Origin of the sequence: Actinosynnema sp. NPDC023587 (assembly GCF_040640215.1) — a bacterium.
Lineage (GTDB): Bacteria > Actinomycetota > Actinomycetes > Mycobacteriales > Pseudonocardiaceae > Actinosynnema.
In genome coordinates, this window is sequence record NZ_JBFABG010000009.1 from 105,365 (window position 1) to 125,618 (window position 20,254).

Consider the following 20,254-nt stretch of genomic DNA (forward strand, 5'->3'; position numbering starts at 1 on the left):
CACCGGTAGTCACGGCGGTGTCCGGAAAAGTACCGAAATGCTCGACCGAAGGGAATATCGGGGTCCACCCGTTCCGGGACTTGACCCCTCGCGCCGAGCACGCTCGGTGATCCCCGGCCACGCACGACGAAGGGCCCGCCGACTGCTCGGCGGGCCCTTCGACGTCGGTGCCCCCTCGGGGAGCGGCCTCAGGACTGGAGCACGGCCTCGATCTCCAGCAGGATCGTGATCTTGTCGCCGACCGCGGCACCGGCCGGGCCGCCGGTCACGCCGAACGCCTTGCGGCTGATGTCGGTGCTGGCGGAGAAGCCCGCGACCTTCGCGCCCTCGAAGCCCTCGCCGAAGCCGTTGAGCTCCAGCTCCAGGGTCACCGCTCGGGTGACGCCGCGCAGGGACAGCTCACCCTCGACCAGGAAGCCCTCGCCGTTGGCGCGCACCGCCGAGGAGGCGAAGGTCAGCTCGGGGAACTTCTCGGCGTCGAGGAAGTCCTCGCCCTTGACGTGGGCGTCGCGCTGCTCGTTCTTGGTGTTGACGGACGCGGTGGAGATCGTGGCGTTGACCGTCGAGTCCAGCGGGTTCGCCGCGGTCACGATGGTGCCCTCGAAGGTGTCGAAGTGGCCGCGGACCTTGGAGACGCCCAGGTGGCGGACGACGAAGGAGACGTCCGAGTGCACCGGGTCGATGGCCCAGGTGCCCACGAGGTAGCCGGGGATCTGCGCAGTCTGCGAGGTCATGTTGTCCTTCTCGGTCGGTCTGGTTGAACTCTCAACCGAACATAGCGCATCCTGATTGAACTCTCAACAACGGCCGTATGATGGGACCATGAGCGACGTGCGGTGGCTGAGCGCCGAGGAGCAGCGGGTTTGGCGTGACTTCAGGACCGCCGTGACCAAGTTCACCGAGAACCTGGACCGGCAGTTGCAGCGGGACGCCGGCATGCCCATGGCGTACTACGAGATCCTGGTCGCGCTGTCCGAGGCTCCGGAGCGGTCGCTCCGGATGAGCGAGCTGGCCCTGAACTGCCACTCGTCCCGGAGCCGGCTCTCCCACGCGGTGGCCAAGCTGGAGAAGGAGGGCTGGGTCGAGCGCCAGGCGTGCGCGTCCGACCGGCGCGGCTCGGTCGCCCGGCTCACCGATCCCGGCTTCGCCGTGCTGGCCGCCGCCGCCCCGGGGCACGTCACGGCCGTGCGGGAACACCTCTTCGACGTGCTGACGCCGGCGCAGTTGGCGTCGTTGCAGGACATCAGCCGCGCGATGGAGAACGGGTTGCGGACCGAGTGCGCCCAGGCGCGCGCCGAGATCGGCGAGTTCTGACCGCGCCGGACCCGGACCCGACGCCCGCGCACCGCGCGACCGGAGCGCCGCCGCCCGGCCAGTCGGGTCGCCACCGCCGCCCGCGCGCCGCGTCGCCTGACCGGCGACCGGGGCGCGCACCACTCGTCTAATCGCCGTCGCCGCGCCAGGCGGCCAGACCGGGCCGGGTGGGGCGGGTGCCGGGGAACGCGTCGGCGAGCACCCGGGCGTAGCGGCGGCCGTCGGGGGTGTCCAGGTCCGGTGGGCGCAGCCAGGGCGCGAGGTGCACCCGCCCGCCGGTCGCCTCGCCGCCGACGACCAGCACGTCGGGCGCGTCCGGCACGATCACCCGACCGCGCCGCGCGGCCTCGGCCCGGACCTCGGCCGCCGCCCGCGCCGACCGCGTCGACGAGTCGGACACCAGCGCGAACTTCCCGGGCAGCGCGGAGACCTGGGCCCGCAACGCGCGGACGTCGGCATCGGTCAACGCCGGCCACGGCGGTTCGGGCCTGCCGGCCAGCAGGGCGGCCAGGGCGGCGTCGGCGTACTCGGTCCCGTCCGGCCCGCGCACGTCCGGACCGGTCCACGGGTCGCGGCCGGGGTTCACCGGCACGGTCGCGCGGGCCTCGCCCCGGCCCAGCCACAGCGAGCCCCGGCCCGGGTCGAGCCACACCAGCGCCCACCGGCCGGTCGTGCCGGGCCGCGGGCCGGCCTCCACCAGCGCGTCGCGGGCGTTGCCCACCCGCAGCGGGGCGTCCGGCACGCGCACGACGTTCCAGCCCGGCCGGTGCGGGGCGACCAGGACGTCCACCGGCTCGCCGGCCACCACGACCCGGGTCAGCACCGGACCGGCGGGCGGGGTGGCGAGGTGCCCCGCGAGGGTCACCTGGGCCAGGCCGGCCAGCAGGGCGACGGCCAGGCCCGCGCCGACCACCCGCACCACGACCGTGGGCGGGCACAGCGCGGCCCACCCCACGCCCGCGAACCCGGCCAGCAGCACGATGTGCGCGCCGGACAGCGGCGGGCCGGTGAACCACAGCGCGGCGGCGGTCGCGGCGAGCACGACGACCGCCAGCACGACCCGCGCCGGCACCGGCACCTCCCCGCGCAGCACCGGGGGCGTCAGCAGGACCGCGATCACCGCGACGGCCGCCGGGCCGGGCAGCCACGACGCGTCGGCCACGAGCAGCGCGACCAGGCCGCCCGCTGCCGCGACGGCGGTGACGACCCGCCGGGTCAGCGGGCCGCCGGCGGTGAACGGGCGGGCCAGGGCCCAGCCCGCCACGACCGTCACCGAGATCAGCAGCAGCAGCCGCAGGAGCGTGAAGCCCAGCGGCAGACCTACCGCCCCGTGCTCGTGCACGACGTCACACCGCGCGTGGGACCGCGCACGTGCACCGCATCTGCTCGCGTTCGGCCGGCGTGGGGCGCATGTGCAGCACCATCCCGATCACCATCGGCACGAACACCACGAAGTTGTAGAACAGGTGCAGCTCCACGCGCGGCACGATGAGCTGGATGACGCTGGTCGGCACCGGACGGCCGAGCAGGAACGCGCCGGTGGACGACTGCACGATCAGCAGCAGGTGTTCGACGTGGTGCCAGAACTGCAATCCGAGCGCGAGGCCCCACCAGGTGCGGGACCGGCCGGTGAAGCCCTTGCGGAGGGTGAACAGGCCGACCAGCATCACCAGCGCGAAGCCGTAGTGCAGGACCTCGGAGCTGATCAGCCACGGGAACCACAGGCCGAGCACGCCCTGGGACCGGGGCACCGGCCAGCCCAGCGCGTAGATCTGCACCGCCTGGACGATGTGCTCGACCCAGTGGGCGATGACGACGAACATGAAGCCGTAGAGCGCCGCCTTGTGCCACCGGGTGTTCAGCGCTGCCAGCAAACCGGTCGTGCCGCCCACGGCGGTCGATCGGACTCCGGTGTGTGCCACAGATCCTCCCGTGCGTCCGGCGGATGGGGTGAGGAGTCGAGCATAACGGCGTTACGGTTGATTGTGACCCTGGTCGGGCCAGTACGCCGGTTCTGCGCACGACACAAGAAATCGCCCGTGTCGCACGCCCGTGCCGCACGCCGCGAATCTCCGCGTCACGCCGGTTCGGGCCGGGGGAGCGGCCGGCGGGAACCGCCGCTCACACCCGGGAGGTCCGCGAGGTCAAGGCGGCCATCCGCCGCGCGGCGGCGAACGCCGCCCACGCCACCAACTCCACCAGCGCCGCGTCGTCGCCACCGAACGCCGCCACCACCGCGTCGTCCACCTGGTACGAGGCGAACGCGACGAGCAGCGCCAGGGTCGCCCCCGGTCGGTCGTCGGCGGGCAGCCCGGACACGGCGTCCCGCACCCAGTCCCGGCCCAGTCCCGGTGCGGTGCCGTCCCAGGAGGCGAGCCGCGAGGTCACGAGCTCGCGCGCCGCGTCCGACAGCACCCGCCCGCCGCCCGCCTCGAACGCCGCCGCCGCCCGGCCGAGCGCGTCCCCGACCACCGCGTGGCCGGCCGCCCAGGACAGGTCCGGCGGCAGCGGAGCGGTGGGCAGCAGCCGCAGCGACGTGCCGGACGGGTGGTCTGCCCGAGCCCGGCCGGCCATGAACCGCCCGAGCAGCCGCTCGGCGACCACAGGTGCGCCGCTCGGCAGCGGCGAGTCGTCCAGGAACACGTTCACCACCCGGTTGAGGTAGTGGAACGCGACCGCGACGCCGAGCAGTTCGGGCCCGTGCGCGGCGGGGAAGGGCCGCTCCGCGCCGGACCGGTCGGCCCACGCCCCGACGGCGGTGAGCGACCCGCCGGCGGCGGGCGGCTGGTCGGCGGCGGGCGGCTCGTCGGCGGCGGGCGGCTCGTCGGTCAGCCGGTCCAGGGTCGCGGTGTGGATGGTGACGCAGTACGGGCAGGCGTTCTGCCGCGACACGGCGGCGGCCACGGCCTCCTTGGCGGCCCGCGAGGCGGACCCGGACGCGATCAGGGTCTCGCGCACGAGCACCCAGGACGCCGTGAGCGCGGTCGGCGAGGGCGAGTGGAGCGCGACGGGCGCGGCCAGCAGCCCGAAGCCGGCCTCCACCTCGGCGTAGACGGTGGAGACCGGTTCCCGCGCGTCGCCCGGCCGGACGGGGGAGACGTGCTTGATCCGCTTCAGCGATCGGCGGAGCGCGGTGCGGACGATGCCCATGGGAGCTCCCGGGGTTGCGTGCGCCGGCGGACGCGCCGTGACGAGTGGGTTCCTTCACGCCCCTGTTGGCTACCACGCCCCGCCGCCCGGACGCACGTGCCGGGGCCGGACCTGCCCGATAGCCCGCACGTTCGAAGTGGGCGGCGTCCCGCGCCGGTCCCCGGCCGCGCTCAGCGGCCCAGCACCTCCCCGGCCAGCCTCGTGCCCTCGACCCGGGCGGCGATCTTGGCGAACGCGGTCTCGCGGGAGGTCGACGTGTCGTCGGCGAACGGCGCGAACCCGCAGTCGTCGCACGTGCCCAGCGCCTCGGCCGGGATGAACTCGGCGGCCTCCAGCACCCGGTCCCGCACCTGCTCCGGCGTCTCCACGACCGGGTCGATCGGGTCGATCACGCCGACGAACAGCCGGCGGTCCTCGGGCAGCGCGTCCCGGATCACGCCGAGCACCCGCCGCCGGTCGGGTTCGCCCGCCAGTCCCACGTAGAACGCGCCGGCGCGCAGCGTGAACAGGTCGGGCAGCAGCTCGGCGTAGTCCACGTCGGCGCTGTGCGTGGAGTCCCAGTCGCCGCCGGGGCAGGTGTGCACGCCGATCCGGGTGCGCTCCCGTGCGGAGAACCGGTCCAGCACCTGGTTGTTCACCGCGATGAGGTCGTGCAGCACGCCCTTGGAGGGGTCGAGCTTGAGCGACAGCCGGGCCTCGGTGAAGTCGAGCTGCACGCTGTGCGCGCCGCCGTCCAGGCAGGCCCGGATGTCGGCCTCGGCCTCGTCGAGCAGGTCGGCCAGGAACCGCTCGCGGGAGTAGCCGTCGATGCCGTCCGGAGGGTAGAGCAGGCTCAGCGCGGACGGTGCGATCACCGCCTGCTTCACCGGCACCGACGTCCGCGCGAGGGCCGCGCGCAGGTGGTCGACGGCGTGCCCGGTGTACCGGAACGGACCGCTGGTCAGCCGGGGGAGCTGCCGGGTGTGGCCGTCGGAGAACGGCACCACGAGGCCGTCCGGGGCCAGGTCGGCGATGCCGGAGACCGGGTAGGTGAGGAAGCTGGGCTTGGCCTGCTCGCCGTCCGAGACGACCGGCGAGCCGGTGGCCTCGAACCGCCGGACGGTGTCCCCGACGGCCTGGTCGGTGAGGTCGCGCAGGGTCTCCGCGTCGATGTTCCCGGCGGCGAAGTCGTGGTGGCCCTGAATCAATTCCCCGGGTCGGGGAATGCTGCCGATGGGCTCGGTGGGAATGCGCACGGGTCTCCCCTGGGACTAGTGGTCCGGGCGCGCCGGTGGGGACGGCGTGAGGAGGAACAGTAGGCGGGTGATCAGCGCACTGCCTACCGGCCGAATGGTGAAGGACATCCGCCGAAAAGGGGGAACGCGGGCCGACGCGGTGTTACCGAACGCGGTCAGCGGACCCCGCGCGGCCGGAACTGGACGCTGATCCGGGGGCCCGCCGGGCGGGTGGTCTTGGGCACGGCGTGCTCCCACGTCCGCTGGCAGGAGCCGCCCATCACCACCAGGTCGCCGTGGCCCAGGGCGTACCGGACGGTCGCGCCGCCGCCGCCGCCGCGCGGGCGCAGCACGAGGGCGCGGGGCGCGCCCACGGAGACGATCGCGACCATGGTGTCCTCGGTGCCGCCCCGGCCGATCGTGTCGCCGTGCCAGGCGACGCTGTCGCGCCCGTCGCGGTAGTGGCAGAGGCCGGCCGTGCGGAACGGCTCGCCGAGCTCGTCGGCGTACCACGCGCTGAGCGCCTCGCGGGCGGCGTCGAGCACGGGGTGGGGCAGGGGAGCGTCCTCGCGGTAGAAGCACAGCAGGCGTGGCACGTCCACCACGCGTTCGTACATCTGCCGGCGCTCACCGCGCCACGGCACCGTCGAGGCCAGGTGCCGGTACAGCTCGTCCGCTCCGGTCAGCCACCCGGGCAGCACGTCGATCCACGCCCGGTCGTCCAGGCCGGTGCGGCGGACACCGGTCAGCGGGCGCAGGCCGAGGGGCTCCGCGCCGCTGTCGAACAGCGACACCTGCATGACGCGGAGCCTAGCCGAGGTCGAACAGACGTTCGACCGCAGCGATCATTATTCCTTCAGTGCCGACTTAAGATCAGCTCGGCCGGCGGCGCGGCCGACGATCACGCGTCCGGTTCGGGCTTGCGCCTCCGACCGCCGGTGCGGACCGGCTTGGCCGGGTCCTCGACCGGCTCCGCGACGGCGGGCTTGGCCTCGGGCTTCACCGGTTGGTCGGCGAGCAGGATGGCAGCCAGCTCGTCGTAGATCGGTGTACTGCTCATGGGCGGTCACGTACCCCTTTCAAGCGAAAGCTACACGCGCCTGCGAACAGGGGAACGGCCAGGGTTGGCAAACGGATCAACGCCTGCCGGAATTCGCCGGCCCCGGATCGACCAGCGCGGAGGGTAATCGTTCCACAACGGACGGATCGGGTGCGGGAGAGTCCCCCTTTCGCGGGCCGGCGTGTCGCGCGGCGACCGGTCCGCGCGGGCGTCCGCCCAGGTGATCGGGTCGGCCGCGGGGGCGGTCGCGCGGCCGGAGCGCGCCCGTGGCACGGTGGGCCCCGGCCGCACCGTGGAGGTCGTCCGCGTGCCGCGTGAGACGACACACACAACACTTGTACTTCCGATAGATGGATGTCCTAGTAATCTGGGGCCAGTTCCGCGATGCCGAAGGAGCCGTCGTGTCTGCCGTTGCCCCGTTGCACACCCCCCAGCACCCGGTCCGCTTCGTCACGGCGGCCAGCCTGTTCGACGGCCACGACGCGGCGATCAACATCATGCGCCGCATCCTCCAGTCCCAGGGCGCGGAGGTCGTCCACCTGGGTCACAACCGCTCGGTGCGCGAGGTCGTCGCCGCCGCCGTGCAGGAGGACGTCCAGGGCATCGCGATCAGCGCCTACCAGGGCGGGCACGTCGAGTACTTCAGCTACCTGGTCGAACTGCTCGCCGAGCGCGGCGCGGAGCACATCAAGGTGTTCGGCGGCGGTGGCGGCGTCATCGTGCCCGAGGAGATCGAGCTGCTGCACTCGCGCGGCGTGGCGCGGATCTTCTCCCCGGCGGACGGCCAGCAGCTCGGCCTGGCCCGGATGATCAACTCGATGATCGAGTCGTGCGACCACGACCTGTCCGCCGCCGCCCCGCCGTCCTGGGACGGCCTCTTCGCCGGCTCGGAGGACGTGCTGGCGCGGGCGATCACGCTGATCGAGGCCGGGGCGCTGCCCGCGGACCTGAGGGACCGGATGGAGCGGGCCGCCCGGCCGGTGCCCGTGCTGGGCATCACCGGCACCGGCGGCTCCGGCAAGTCGTCGCTGACCGACGAGCTGGTCCGCCGGTTCCGGCTGGACCAGGAGGACAAGCTCCGCATCGCCGTGCTGGCCATCGACCCGACCCGGCGGCGCGGTGGCGGCGCGCTGCTCGGCGACCGCATCCGGATGAACTGCCTGGAGGGCGACCGGGTGTTCTTCCGGTCGCTGGCGACCCGGCGCGCGGGCAGCGAGGTGCCCGACGGCCTGGCCGACGCGATCCTGGCGTGCAAGGCCGCCGGGTTCGACCTCGTGGTGGTGGAGACGCCCGGCATCGGCCAGGGCGACGCGGCCATCGTGCCGTTCGTCGACCACTCGCTGTACGTGATGACGCCGGAGTTCGGCGCGGCGTCGCAGCTTGAGAAGATCGACATGCTGGACTTCGCGGACGCGGTGGCGATCAACAAGTTCGAGCGCCGGGGCGCGGAGGACGCGCGCCGGGACGTGGCCCGCCAGCTCGTGCGCAACCGCGAGGCGTTCGGCGTCTCGTGGGAGGAGATGCCGGTCTACGGCACGAGCGCGGCGACGTTCAACGACGACGGCGTGACGGCGCTCTACCAGCACCTGCGCGACGAACTCGTGCGGCGCGGGCTGGAGGTGTCGCCGGGTGCGTTGCTCCCGGTGGCCGGCAAGGTCTCCACGGCCGCGTCGACCGTCGTGCCCGCGTCCAAGGCCCGGTACCTGGCGGAGATCGCGGAGACCGTGCGCGGCTACCACCGGGCCACCGAGACGCACGTGGACGCGGTGCGCCGGGCCGCGCACCTGCGCGCCGCGCGGGACGAGCTGGCCGCCGCCGGGCACGACACGGCGGCGATCTCCGACCTGCTGGCCAAGGCGGACAAGCACGTGGACGGGGTGTCCGCGGAGCTGCTGGAGGCGTGGCCGGGCGTGGTCGAGGACTACAGCGGCGACGAACTCGTGGTTCGGGTGCGGGACCGGGAGATCCACACCCGGTTGACCCGGGAGACCCTGTCGGGCAACAAGGTCCGCCGGGTGGCGCTGCCCCGGTACGACGACGGGGGCACGCTCCTGCGCTTCCTGCGCAAGGAGAACCTGCCCGGCTACTTCCCCTACACCGCGGGCGTCTTCCCGTTCAAGCGGGACGGCGAGGACCCGGCCCGGATGTTCGCCGGCGAGGGCGACGCGTTCCGCACCAACCGCCGCTTCAAGTACCTGTCCCAGGGGTCGGAGGCGACCCGGCTGTCCACCGCGTTCGACTCGGTGACGCTCTACGGCCGCGACCCCGACACCCCGCCGGACGTCTACGGCAAGGTCGGCACGTCCGGGGTGTCCATCGCGACCCTGGACGACATGAAGGCGCTCTACGACGGCTTCGAGCTGACCTCGCCCACCACGTCGGTGTCGATGACCATCAACGGTCCCGCGCCGACCATCCTGGCGTTCTTCCTCAACACCGTGATCGACCAGCGGGTCGACGCCTTCCGGGCGGCCGAGGGCCGGGAGCCGACCGAGGAGGAGGCGGCGGGGCTCAGGGCGTGGGCGCTGGCGAACGTGCGCGGCACGGTGCAGGCCGACATCCTCAAGGAGGACCAGGGCCAGAACACCTGCATCTTCTCCACCGAGTTCTCGTTGCGGATGATGGCCGACATCCAGGAGTGGTTCATCCGGCAGAAGGTCCGCAACTTCTACTCGGTGTCCATCTCCGGCTACCACATCGCCGAGGCCGGCGCGAACCCCATCAGCCAGCTCGCGTTCACCCTGGCCAACGGGTTCACCTACGTCGAGTCGTACCTGGCGCGCGGCATGTCCGTGGACGACTTCGCGCCCAACCTGTCGTTCTTCTTCTCCAACGGGATGGACGCCGAGTACAGCGTGATCGGCCGGGTGGCGCGGCGGATCTGGGCGGTGGCGATGCGGGAGCGCTACGGCGCGAACGACCGCTCGCAGAAGTTCAAGTACCACGTGCAGACCTCGGGCCGGTCGCTGCACGCGCAGGAGATGGACTTCAACGACATCCGCACCACGCTCCAGGCGTTGTGCGCGCTGTACGACAACTGCAACTCCCTGCACACCAACGCCTACGACGAGGCGATCACCACGCCGACCGAGTCGTCGGTGCGCCGGGCGATGGCCATCCAGCTCATCATCAACAAGGAGTGGGGCCTGTCGTCGAACGAGAACCCGTTGCAGGGCTCGTTCGTCGTCGAGGAGCTGACCGACCTGGTCGAGGAAGCGGTGCTGCTGGAGTTCGACCGGCTCTCCGAGCGGGGCGGCGTGCTGGGCGCGATGGAGACCGGCTACCAGCGCGGCCGGATCCAGGACGAGTCGATGCTCTACGAGCAGCGCAAGCACGACGGGTCGCTGCCGCTGATCGGCGTCAACACGTTCCTGCCGGACAACGGCGAGCGGGAGCACGTGACGATCGAGCTGGCGCGGGCGACCGAGGACGAGAAGCGCTCGCAGGTCGACCGGACGCGCGCCTTCGCCGCCGCGCACGCCGTGGAGGCCGAGCCCGCGCTGCGCCGGCTCAAGGAGGCCGCGCAGACCGGCGAGAACGTGTTCGCGGTGCTGATGGACGCGGCGCGGGTGTGCACGCTGGGCCAGGTCACCGAGGCGTTCTTCGAGGTGGGCGGGCAGTACCGGCGCAACGTGTGAGCCCGTCGGTGCCCCGTCGGCGCGGACGCCGGCGGGGCACCGCCTGGGCGCGGCGCGGGCGTCGGGACCGCACCTGGTGGCGGTCGGGGTCGACGGGAGGAGGGCGCGTGCCCGCCGTACCGCGCTACGAACCGGACCCCGGGCCGAGGGCGCTGGCCCGCCGGCTGGCGGCGCTGGCGTCGGCGGGCGTGCCGGTGCGCTGCCCGGTGTGGCTGGGGCTGCGCGAGCCCGGCCCCGGCTCGTCCCGGCTCGCCGAGGTCACCCACGCCGTGGCCCGGCACTTCGCGGAGGGCACCGCCGCCGCGCTGCCCCGCTTCAACACCAACCCCTACCCGGCGACCAGGGTGTTCGCGGCGGCCAGCCACGGCCGGGTGGACGCGCTGGGCCCGGACATGGCCGCGTTCCCGGCGGATCTCGCCGCGCCGCTGTGGTGGCGGGTGCTGGACCGGGCGCGGGCCGGGCACGACCCGGTGGTGGCGGCGGACCTGCTGCTGCGGCTGGGCTACCAGCGGCACGCGGCGGAGGTGCTGGGCATGGGGGAGTCGACCGCGTGGACGCCGGGGCGCGCGGTCAAGCAGCTCGCCGTGCTGTTCTGGTCGCGGCCGTCGGCGGCCGGGGTGGAGGCGTGGGCGCTGGCCGGGGCGCGCTCGGCGCTGCCGACCGCCGAGCGGCACGCCCTGGCGCTGTTCGTGCTGGTCCGCAACGGCCGGCGGGGTGCGGTGACGCCCGCGCTGCACGAGGCCGCCGCGATCGTCGAGGCGACCGCGCCGGACGAGCCGCTGCTCCGCCAGGCGCACTACCGGGCGCTGGCGTTCGTGCCGTTCCTGCGCGGGGACGTGCCCGCTGCCTGGGACCTGCTCGACCGGGCGCTGGCCGAGCAGCGGTCGGTCCGCCCCGGCACCGCGCTCGACCGGCTCGCCTGGGACGACTTCGCCTACCCGCTGCACGAGACGATCGCGCGGACCCACCTGCGGACCGGGCACGCGGACCGGGCGGTGGCGGCGACGGGGGAGCTGGTGGCGCTCAGCCCCGAGGACTCCCGCACGTGGGCGATCCGCGGCGACGCGCTGCTCGCGGCCGACCGGCCGGACGAGGCCGTGCACGCCTTCGCCGAGGGGGTCGCGCTGGGCGGCCTGCCGGCGGCCCGCGCCGCGTTCTACCGGGGCTGGGCGCTGGCCCGCCTCGGCCGCCGGGAGGAGGCGGCGGCGTCCTACCGGCTGTCGCACCGGATCGACCCGACCGCGCCGGCGGTGGTCGAGGCCCTCGCGTGAGCCGTGCCGGCGGTGGCCGGACCCTCGCGTGAGCCGTGCTGGTGGTCGCGGCGCTTGCGGTGTCGTCCGGGCCCCGCGCGGGCCGGTGGGCGGGGTCGGGTCAGACGATGGCGCGGGCCGCGTTGCGCAAGGCCACGGCGGCCCGTTCGAGACTGCCCAGCACGCCCGGCGGCAACTCGTGGTGGCGGCCCACGACCTCCTGGACCATCACCTGCATCGGCGCGGACTCCTCGGCCTCGGCCACCGCCAGCACCTTGAACGCCGTGCCCGGCGGGAACACCACCCGCTCCTGCACCAGGCTGCCGAACGAGTCGACCACGTTCACCCGCCGCCCGGTCACCGACCAGATCACGAACTCCACCCGGCCGTCCACCGGCACCGCCGGCCCGGCCACCGTGCTCAACAGCCCGTGCTCGACCAGCACGTCGCCGGTGCGGAACGAGCGCGCCTCGCCCCAGCACACCGTCACGCCCTGGTGCACCGGCAGCCGCCGCAGCCCCGACACGACCCCCGCCGCGTACGGCCACAGCCGTCCCAGCCGGCCGGAGCGCAGCGCCTCGACCACGACCTCCTCGTCCTGCTGGAGGCACGCCGACACCGCCGCCAGGTCGGTCACCACCGCCTCGAACGCCTCCGGGTCCTCCGGGCGCTCCTCGATGTGCCGGCACGCCACCGCCGCGTGCTCGCCGTACCGCTCGCCGAGCATCCGGCGCAGCGCGTCGCGCTCCGCCTCGGTGCTGCGGTGCTCCTGCGGCACGACCTCCTCGCCGGCCGGCTCGCCCCACACCGGCGCGGGCGCGGGCGACAGCGGGCCGTCGAGGCTCAGCGGCACGGGGGGCCCGTCGGCGGCCGGCGGCGCGGGCTGCTCCTCGGGCACCGGCGGGCGGGGCAGCGGCGTCGGGTCGCAGAACACCACCTTGAGCAGCCGGCGGACCTCCGGCTCCAGGCGTTCCACCAGCGACGCGCCCGCCACCGCGACCGCGCCGGCGGTGGTCTTGCCGGGCGTGCCCACGGTCAGCCGGGCCCACTCCGGGTCCACCGGCAGCGTCCGGACCTCCGGGCCGTCGTCCTCCGCGTCGCGCACCCACAGACCGGACGGCACGACCTCCAGCACCACGCCGCCGCCCAGGTCGAACACCCCGGGCCCGCGCTCCACCAGGCCCGGCACCGGCACCCGGTAGCCGGACACCACCGGCTCGCCGGCCGCCGTGTAGCCCACCTCGGTCACGTAGGGCCGCCACGTCTGCTGCCCGCGCGGGTTGACCGCCACGACCGCCGCGCCGGTGCGCAGCGACCCGACCGGCAGGCCCGTGTACAGCGCGATCGGCTCGCCCACCTGGTCGGCCACCGCCTGCCCCTGGTGCTCGCCGCCGTACCAGACCAGCCGCACCCGCGACCGGGCCGCCGAGGGCAGCCCGCTCAGCAGCCGGCACACCTCGTCGGTCGGGATCGGCGGCTGGCCGGGGCCGCCGACCACGACGGTCAGCACGTTGTCGCGGCACGGCAGGCCCACGATCGGCCGGGCGTCCGGGGTGGCCGGGTCGAACGGCACGCGCTGCGCGCGCAGCCACAGCCCCGCCGGGATCGGCTCGGACACGCCCACCTCGCCGGTCGGCCACGGCGAGTTCGGGTCCACCGCCTCCCAGTGCGGCACCGGGAACCGCCGGCCCATCGGCATCGGCGAGCCACCGGGCACGAACCGCAGCCAGCACCCGTACCCGCCGGTGCCCGCCACGAACGCCGCGCCGGGCACCGCGGTCACCGCGCCGTCGGCCGCGACCACCTCCACGCCGAGTTGCTCGGCCAGCCACTGCGCGGGCGCGGTCGGGCGCAGGGTGCCCGCGTGCGAGGACATCAGCCGGACCGGGCCGCGCCCCTGGAGCGCCGCCGCCACGGCCGGCCAGAACGCGGCCTCGTCACCGTGCGGCGGGTCCACCACGACCACCGTCCGCCCGCGGTCCACCGGCAGGCCCCGGGCCAGGTTGGTCGCCGCCGCGCCCGGTCCGGACTGCGGTCCCACGACCAGCGTGGCCCCGGCGAAGGAGGCCGAGAACTGCGCCGGGGCGGGCGCGGGCTCGCGCTCGACCGGGGGCGGTTCGGGTGGTGGAGCTGCCACCACAGGCTCCTTCGGCACGGCCGTGGCACGTCGGAACATCACGGTGCCCGATCACCTCCATGCAGACTGCTCGGAACGCCCGCACTCTACGGGGAAACGGGGTGGGCGCGGCGTGGCGTGAAGAACCCGACCTCGGGTTACGCCCACTCCGTGTGGCCCCCGCCACCCCGCGCGCCGCGCCCGGCCCCCGCCGACCCCGCGTCCCGCCGCTGCGCACTCCGCCCGCCCGCGTCCCGCCGGACGCCGCGCCCGGCTCGTGCCCACCCGGCGTTCCTCCTATCGAGACGGTCCCCCGGCCCCCGCCCCGCGTGGTCCACAGTGGACGATCCGGCCGGGAACCGCCACCCGCCCGCCGCCGGCGCACCGACGTGGGCCGGAACACCCCGAAGCGCCCCGAGGCGTTCCGGGGGTCCGGCGGCCGGACTCGCCGCCACCGCGTCACGGCCGGTCGACAGCGCGTGTACGGTCGAGGGCACGCCGCCGTCGACGGCTGCGCGGAACCGGGTCCGAACCAGTCCCCCGACGCGATTCTCCGGCGTCTGGTCGGTCGATTGTCGGACCTGGAAGTTACCCTGCTCTACCGTGAACCGCTCCACGCACGCCAAGACCTGGGGAGAACGACCCGGTGACCGCTGAGATCCTTTACGGGGCCGACGACCTGACCCACCTGGAAGGTCTGGAAGCGGTTCGCAAGCGCCCCGGCATGTACATCGGGTCCACCGACAGCCGGGGGATCAACCACCTGTTCACCGAGGTGGTGGACAACTCGACGGACGAGGGCGTCGCCGGGCACGCGACCAGGGTCGTGGTCACCCTGCACGCCGACAGCAGCGTCCAGGTCGACGACGACGGTCGCGGCATCCCGACCGGCACGCACGCCAAGTCCGGCCTGTCCGGCGTCGAGCTGGTGCTGACCCGGCTGCACGCCGGCGGCAAGTTCGGCGGCTCCGGCTACAAGACCTCCGGCGGCCTGCACGGCGTCGGCGCGTCGGCGGTCAACGCGCTGTCGCACCGCTTCGACGTGACGGTCCTGCGCGAGGGCAGGAAGCACGAGATGTCCTTCGCCCACGGCGTGCCCGGCACCTTCGACGGCCCCGGCCCGAACGCGGCGTTCACCCGCGAGTCGGGCCTCCGGGTCACCGGCCGGACCAAGCGCACCGGCACCTCCATCCGCTACTGGTACGACGCCCGCTACTTCGAGAACGGCGCGAAGCTGGACGTCGAGGCGGTCCGCACCAAGCTGCGCAACACCGCGTTCCTGGTGCCCGGCGTGACCTACGTGCTGCGCGACGCCACCGAGGGCGGGCTCGCCGAGGAGACCTTCCACTACCCCGGCGGCCTGGGCGACATGGTCGACTTCCTGGCACCGGCCAACGACCGGCCGGTGACCGGCACCCTGCTGATCACCGGGACCGGCGTCTACCACGAGAACGCGGCCGACGAGAACGGCGTGATGCGCTCCAAGGTCGAGCGCCAGGCCGAGGTCGAGATCGCGTTGCGCTGGGGGACCGGCTACGAACGCACCGTGGAGTGCTTCACCAACACGATCCGCAACGTGCACGGCGGCACCCACCGGCGCGGCTTCGAGCGCGCCGCGCTCAAGGCCGTGCAGGAGGCGATCGCGAAGACGCGCGGCCTGCTCAAGCCCAAGGAGGACCCGCCCACCCTGGAGGACGTGCTGGAGGGCATGACCGCGGTGGTGCACGTCCGGATACCCGAACCGCAGTTCACCTCCCAGACCAAGGACGAGCTGTCCACCACCGGCATCACCAAGGTCGCGCTCGGCGTGGTCGAGAAGCACCTCAAGGCGTGGACCGAGGACCGCCGCACCAAGTCCGAGGCGAAGGTCGTCCTCCAGAAGGTCGTGGACGCCTCCCGCGTCCGGTTGACCCAGAAGCAGCAGAAGGACGCGGCCCGCCGCAAGACCGCCCTGGAGGGCGCGGCCATGCCCCCGAAGCTGGTCGACTGCCGCACCACGGGCGTGGCGCGCAGCGAGCTGTTCCTGGTGGAGGGCGACAGCGCGCTGGGTTCGGCCCGGATGGCCCGCGTCTCGGAGTACCAGGCGCTGCTGCCGCTGCGCGGCAAGATCCTCAACGTGCAGAAGGCCAGCCTCGCCGACACGCTGCGCAACGCCGAGATCGCCTCCATCGTGCAGGTGCTCGGCGCGGGCACCGGGCGGACCTTCGACCTGACCACCATGCGCTACGGCCGGGTGATCCTGATGGCCGACGCGGACGTCGACGGCTCGCACATCCGCACCCTGCTGATCACCCTGTTCGCCAAGTACATGCGGCCGGTGATCGAGGACGGCCGGCTGTACGCCGCGATGCCGCCGCTGCACAAGGTGGTCACCAGGGGGCGCAACCCGGAGACCCGCTTCACCTTCACCCAGCGGCAGATGGAGCAGACCGTCGCCCGGCTGGAGAAGGCGGGCAAGACGATCGTCAAGCCGGTGCCCCGGTTCAAGGGGCTGGGCGAGATGGACGCCGAGGAGTTGTGGGACACCACGATGAACCCGGCGACCAGGTCCGTCCGGCGCATCACCATGCACGACGCGGAGGCCGCGGAGGCCGCGTTGGAGCTGCTGATGGGTGAGAAGGTGGAGCCGCGCCGGGCGTGGCTCGTCGAATCGGCCGCCCGGGTCGACCAGTCCGCGATCGACGTCTGAGCGCAGGAGAGATTCCAGTGGCACGCCGCAAGACCCCCACGACCAGGGTCGACCCGTCCGCCTTCGACCGCGCGGGCGCGCGGGTCTTCGACAACTCGCTGACCACCGAGATCGAGGACTCCTACCTGGAGTACGCCTACTCGGTGATCCACTCGCGGGCCCTGCCGGACGCGCGGGACGGCCTCAAGCCGGTGCACCGCCGAATCCTGTTCTCGATGAACGAGCAGGGCCACCGGCCGGCCGGCCCGTACGTGAAGTCGTCCCGCGTGGTCGGCGACTGCTTCGTGCGCGGCGCGCTGGTGTCGACGCCGGAGGGCCTGCGCCCGATCGAGGAGATCGAGGTCGGTGACCGGGTGCTGGACGGCTCGGGCCGCCCGGTCGAGGTCGTGCGGTCCTACCGCAACCCGGTGTCCGACCTCGTCCGGGTGACCTGGGCGAACGGCGACACCATGCGGGTGACGCCCGGCCAGCGCTTCCGCACCGGCCCGGACGAGTGGACCGACGCCCGCGACCTGGCGGGCCGGCACACCCTGGCCTACGGCGCGGACCGGCACGCGGCCCTGGTCGCGGACGGCGGCGACGTGGCGGACTACGTGCTGGGCCTGGTCGCGGCGGCGGGGGTGGTCGAGGACGGCCGGGTGCGCCTGGCGCTGACCGACGCCGACCCGCTGGACAGCGCGCACGGCTGGGCGATCGCCCGCGACCTCGCGGTGTCGCGCGACAAGTACCAGGGCGAGGACGGCGTGGACCACCACGTGCTGACCTTCGCCCCGGACGCCGCGCTGGCCGCCGCGACCGCGCGCACGCCCCGGTCGGTGCTCGCCGCCCGTGCCCGCTGGACGCCGTTCCTGGCGGGCCTGTTCGACGCCGCCGGGCACGTCCACGACGGGCGCGGGATCGGGTTCGCCGACCTCGGCGACGAGGTGCGCGCGGTGCTCGCGGACGCGGGCCTGCGCACCGGGCGCGGGCCGGCCGGGTTCCGGGTCGCGGGCCGCCCGGCGGCGGCCCTGGCCGCCGCGCTGCTGCGCTGGACCAAGACCCGCCACGAGGAGCTGGTGGACGTCATCCGCCACGCCCGCGAGGACGACCCGGCCGAGCCGATGACCCGCTGCGCGGTGGTGTCGGTCGAGCCGGTCGCGGCCCGGGAGACCTTCGACATCCAGGTCGACACCGACGAGCACGCGTTCGTCGTGGCCGGCCAGGTCGTGCACAACTGCATGGGCAAGTACCACCCGCACGGCGACACGGCGATCTACGACGCGATGGTCCGGCTGGCCCAGGACTTCTCGCTCAACGCCCCGCTGGTCGACGGGCACGGCAACTTCGGGTCGCCGGACGACGGCCCGGCCGCGAGCCGCTACACCGAGGCCCGCATGTCGCCGGCCGCGATGCTGCTGGTCGGCGAGCTGGACGAGGACACGGTCGACTTCCGGCCGAACTACGACGGGTCGCTGCGGGAACCGTCCGTGCTGCCCGCGTCGTTCCCGAACCTGCTGGTCAACGGCACGTCCGGGATCGCGGTCGGGATGGCGACGAACATGATCCCGCACAACCTCGGCGAGGTGGTCGCGGCGGCGCGGTGGCTGGTGACGCACCCCGACGCGGGGCTGGACAAGCTGATGGAGTTCATCCCCGGTCCGGACCTGCCGACCGGCGGCGTGCTGCTCGGCCTGGACGAGGTGCGCAAGGCCTACGAGACGGGCCGAGGCGTGGTGCGGATGCGCGCGAAGGTGGAGACCGGGTTGCTGGAGGGCAGCCGGGGGCGGCAGGCGATCACGATCACCGAGCTGCCCTACGGCGTCGGGCCCGAGAAGATCATCGAGAAGATCACCGACGAGGTGACCAAGTCCAAGCGGCTGACCGGGATCGCGGACGTCAAAGACCTCACCGACCGGGAGAACGGCATCCGGGTCGTCATCGAGTGCAAGGTGGGCGTGAACCCGCAGGCGCTGCTGGCCGACCTGTACCGGTTGACGCCCATGGAGCAGTCCTTCGGCATCAACAACCTGGTCCTGGTGGACGGGCAGCCGCGCACGCTGGGGCTCAAGCCGCTGCTGGAGGTCTTCCTGGCGCACCGGTACGAGGTGGTCACCCGCCGCACGCGCTACCGCAGGCGCAAGCGCGAGGACCGGTTGCACCTGGTCGAGGGCCTGCTCAAGGCGCTGCTCGACATCGACAAGGTGATCAAGCTGATCCGGGCCAGCGAGAACGCCCAGGCCGCCAAGGACGGCCTGGTCAAGACGTTCACGCTCTCCGAGGTGCAGGCGGCCTACATCCTCGACACGCCGCTGCGCCGGCTGACCCGGTACGACTCGGTCGAGCTGGAGGCCGAGCAGGACCGGTTGCGCGGGGAGATCGCCGAGCTGACGAAGATCCTCGACGACGACCGCGAGCTGAAGAAGGTCGTCTCCGGCGAGCTGGCGAAGGTGGCCAAGGACCTCCAGCAGGAGCGCCGCACGGTGCTGCTCGACGGCGACCTCAAGGAAGTGCTGGCCGCGTCGAAGCCGGCCGGGCCGCTGGAGGTGGCGGACGACCCGTGCCAGGTGGTGCTGTCGGCGACCGGGCTGGTGGCGCGCACGGCCGCCGAGTCGGAGGAGGCTTCGGAGGCCCGCCGGCGCAACGGCCGGGTGAAGCACGACGCGGTGGCGGCGACGGTGCACACGACGGCGCGCGGCCAGGTGCTGCTGGTGACCAACCGGGGGCGGGCGTTCAAGACCGACGTGCTGCCGCTGCCGGTGCTGCCGGAGCAGAGCGGCACGGTGTCGCTCAGCGGCGGCATGGCGGCCGGCGAGCTGGTGGACCTGACCCGGGGCGAACGGGTGGTCGGCATCGCGCCGCTGTCCGTCGCGGACTCGCCGGGGCTGGCGCTGGGCACCCGGCAGGGCGTGGTGAAGGTGTGCGCGCCGGAGTGGCCGGTGCGGTCGGACGAGTTCGAGGTGATCACCCTCAAGGAGGGTGACGAGGTGGTCGGCGCGACCTGGCTGGGCAGTGCCGAGGAGGCGCTGGTGTTCGTGTCGTCGGAGGCGTCGTTGCTGCGCTACAGCGCGTCGCTGGTCCGGCCGCAGGGGTTGCGGGGCGGCGGCATGGCGGGGATCACCCTGCCGGGCGAGGCGCGCGCGGTGTTCTTCGGCGCGGTGCGGACCGACGACGACGAGCACGGCGAGCCGATGGTGGTGACCTCGACCGGGCAGAGCGTGAAGGTGACGCCGTTCGCGGAGTACCCGGCGAAGGGCCGGGCGACCGGCGGGGTGCGCGCGCACCGGTTCCTCAAGGGCGAGGACGGGCTGGTGCTGGCGTGGGTGGGCCCGCGCCCGGCGGGCGCGGCGGTGAACGGCGCGCCGGTGGAGCTGCCCGAGGTCGACACCCGCCGGGACGGTTCCGGCCACGCCCACCCGGGTCCGGACGTGGTGGGGCACCTGGTCGAACGGGGCTGACCCCGCGAGCCGTCCCGAACCGCACCGCCGGCTGGCTGGCTGCGACGGTCGGCTCCCGCCGCAGCCGGCGGGACGCCGTCTCCCGCAGTCGGCCGGCGGTGCGGTCGACAGCGGGCCGCCCCCTGTTGCCGCCCGCCGGCGCGGCCGGCTGCCCTGCCGGTCGCGGCGTTCGGGGATGGTGGCCGGGATGTCTCGTCGCCGGGCGTCCGGGACCCGGTCGCCGGAACTCGACTCCTGCCACGACCTGCGTGAACACGGCCCCTCGGCTGACCCGGCTGTGCAGACACGCGCTGGTCCGGGTGGCGTCCGGGGCGGGCGGTGGGCGGCTCCCGATGGGTCGGAGCGCCCGCCTTGAGCCGGCCCTCGTGGGCACGGCGGCTGGTGTGCGC

The 20,254-nt window shown here is 74.0% G+C and carries 13 protein-coding genes; 5 read left to right on the forward strand and 8 right to left on the reverse strand.

Going from position 1 to position 20,254, the window contains the following annotated elements:
- Nucleotides 1-188 precede the first annotated feature (188 nt).
- The gene (locus AB0G01_RS23435) at nt 189-734 is read right to left on the reverse strand and encodes a YceI family protein (protein ID WP_360948860.1); all 546 of its coding nucleotides are present in this window, start codon (nt 732-734) and stop codon (nt 189-191) included.
- Between the two features lie 88 nt (nt 735-822).
- Between AB0G01_RS23435 and AB0G01_RS23440 the strand changes: the two genes are divergently transcribed.
- Nucleotides 823-1,314 (forward strand): MarR family transcriptional regulator, encoded by a 492-nt coding sequence (locus tag AB0G01_RS23440; protein ID WP_360948862.1) that lies wholly within the window; start codon nt 823-825, stop codon nt 1,312-1,314.
- Between the two features lie 127 nt (nt 1,315-1,441).
- On the opposite strand, the gene AB0G01_RS23445 is transcribed toward AB0G01_RS23440, so the two are convergent.
- The 6 genes from AB0G01_RS23445 to AB0G01_RS23470 form a co-directional block, all read right to left on the reverse strand.
- Nucleotides 1,442-2,656 (reverse strand): DUF6239 family natural product biosynthesis protein, encoded by a 1,215-nt coding sequence (locus AB0G01_RS23445; protein ID WP_360948864.1) that lies wholly within the window; start codon nt 2,654-2,656, stop codon nt 1,442-1,444.
- Between the two features lie 4 nt (nt 2,657-2,660).
- Nucleotides 2,661-3,236, reverse strand: a complete 576-nt coding sequence (locus AB0G01_RS23450) for a hypothetical protein (RefSeq protein WP_360948866.1) — start codon at nt 3,234-3,236, stop codon at nt 2,661-2,663.
- Nucleotides 3,237-3,435: 199 nt separating this feature from the next.
- On the reverse strand, nt 3,436-4,464 hold the full coding sequence (locus AB0G01_RS23455; protein ID WP_360948868.1) for a carboxymuconolactone decarboxylase family protein: 1,029 nt from the start codon (nt 4,462-4,464) through the stop codon (nt 3,436-3,438).
- 170 nt (nt 4,465-4,634) lie between these two features.
- Nucleotides 4,635-5,699 carry a cobalamin-independent methionine synthase II family protein gene (locus tag AB0G01_RS23460; protein WP_360948870.1) on the reverse strand — a complete coding sequence of 355 codons (1,065 nt, stop codon included), beginning with the start codon at nt 5,697-5,699 and terminating at the stop codon, nt 4,635-4,637.
- A 155-nt stretch (nt 5,700-5,854) separates the two neighbouring features.
- Complete coding sequence (locus tag AB0G01_RS23465; protein ID WP_360948872.1) at nt 5,855-6,478, reverse strand: alpha-ketoglutarate-dependent dioxygenase AlkB; 624 nt, start codon at nt 6,476-6,478, stop codon at nt 5,855-5,857.
- A 101-nt stretch (nt 6,479-6,579) separates the two neighbouring features.
- Nucleotides 6,580-6,738, reverse strand: a complete 159-nt coding sequence (locus AB0G01_RS23470) for a hypothetical protein (protein ID WP_360948874.1) — start codon at nt 6,736-6,738, stop codon at nt 6,580-6,582.
- A gap of 401 nt (nt 6,739-7,139) precedes the next feature.
- Here AB0G01_RS23470 and icmF point away from each other — a divergent pair, with 401 nt between their 5' ends.
- Nucleotides 7,140-10,376: a fused isobutyryl-CoA mutase/GTPase IcmF gene (icmF, locus tag AB0G01_RS23475; RefSeq protein ID WP_360948876.1), complete on the forward strand. Its 3,237-nt coding sequence runs from the start codon at nt 7,140-7,142 to the stop codon at nt 10,374-10,376.
- 107 nt (nt 10,377-10,483) lie between these two features.
- A complete protein-coding gene (locus tag AB0G01_RS23480) occupies nt 10,484-11,647 on the forward strand; it encodes a tetratricopeptide repeat protein (RefSeq protein ID WP_360948878.1) in 1,164 nt (387 codons plus the stop codon).
- Between the two features lie 100 nt (nt 11,648-11,747).
- On the opposite strand, the gene AB0G01_RS23485 is transcribed toward AB0G01_RS23480, so the two are convergent.
- On the reverse strand, nt 11,748-13,763 hold the full coding sequence (locus tag AB0G01_RS23485; protein WP_360948880.1) for a hypothetical protein: 2,016 nt from the start codon (nt 13,761-13,763) through the stop codon (nt 11,748-11,750).
- A 625-nt stretch (nt 13,764-14,388) separates the two neighbouring features.
- On the opposite strand from AB0G01_RS23485, the gene AB0G01_RS23490 reads away from it, so the two are divergent.
- Together AB0G01_RS23490 and AB0G01_RS23495 are read left to right on the forward strand one after the other, a co-directional pair.
- Nucleotides 14,389-16,431: a DNA topoisomerase IV subunit B gene (locus tag AB0G01_RS23490; RefSeq protein WP_360948882.1), complete on the forward strand. Its 2,043-nt coding sequence runs from the start codon at nt 14,389-14,391 to the stop codon at nt 16,429-16,431.
- Nucleotides 16,432-16,448: 17 nt separating this feature from the next.
- Entirely contained in the window at nt 16,449-19,865 is a 3,417-nt protein-coding gene (locus tag AB0G01_RS23495; protein WP_360948884.1) for a DNA topoisomerase (ATP-hydrolyzing), read from the forward strand.
- The last annotated feature ends 389 nt before the right edge of the window (nt 19,866-20,254 follow it).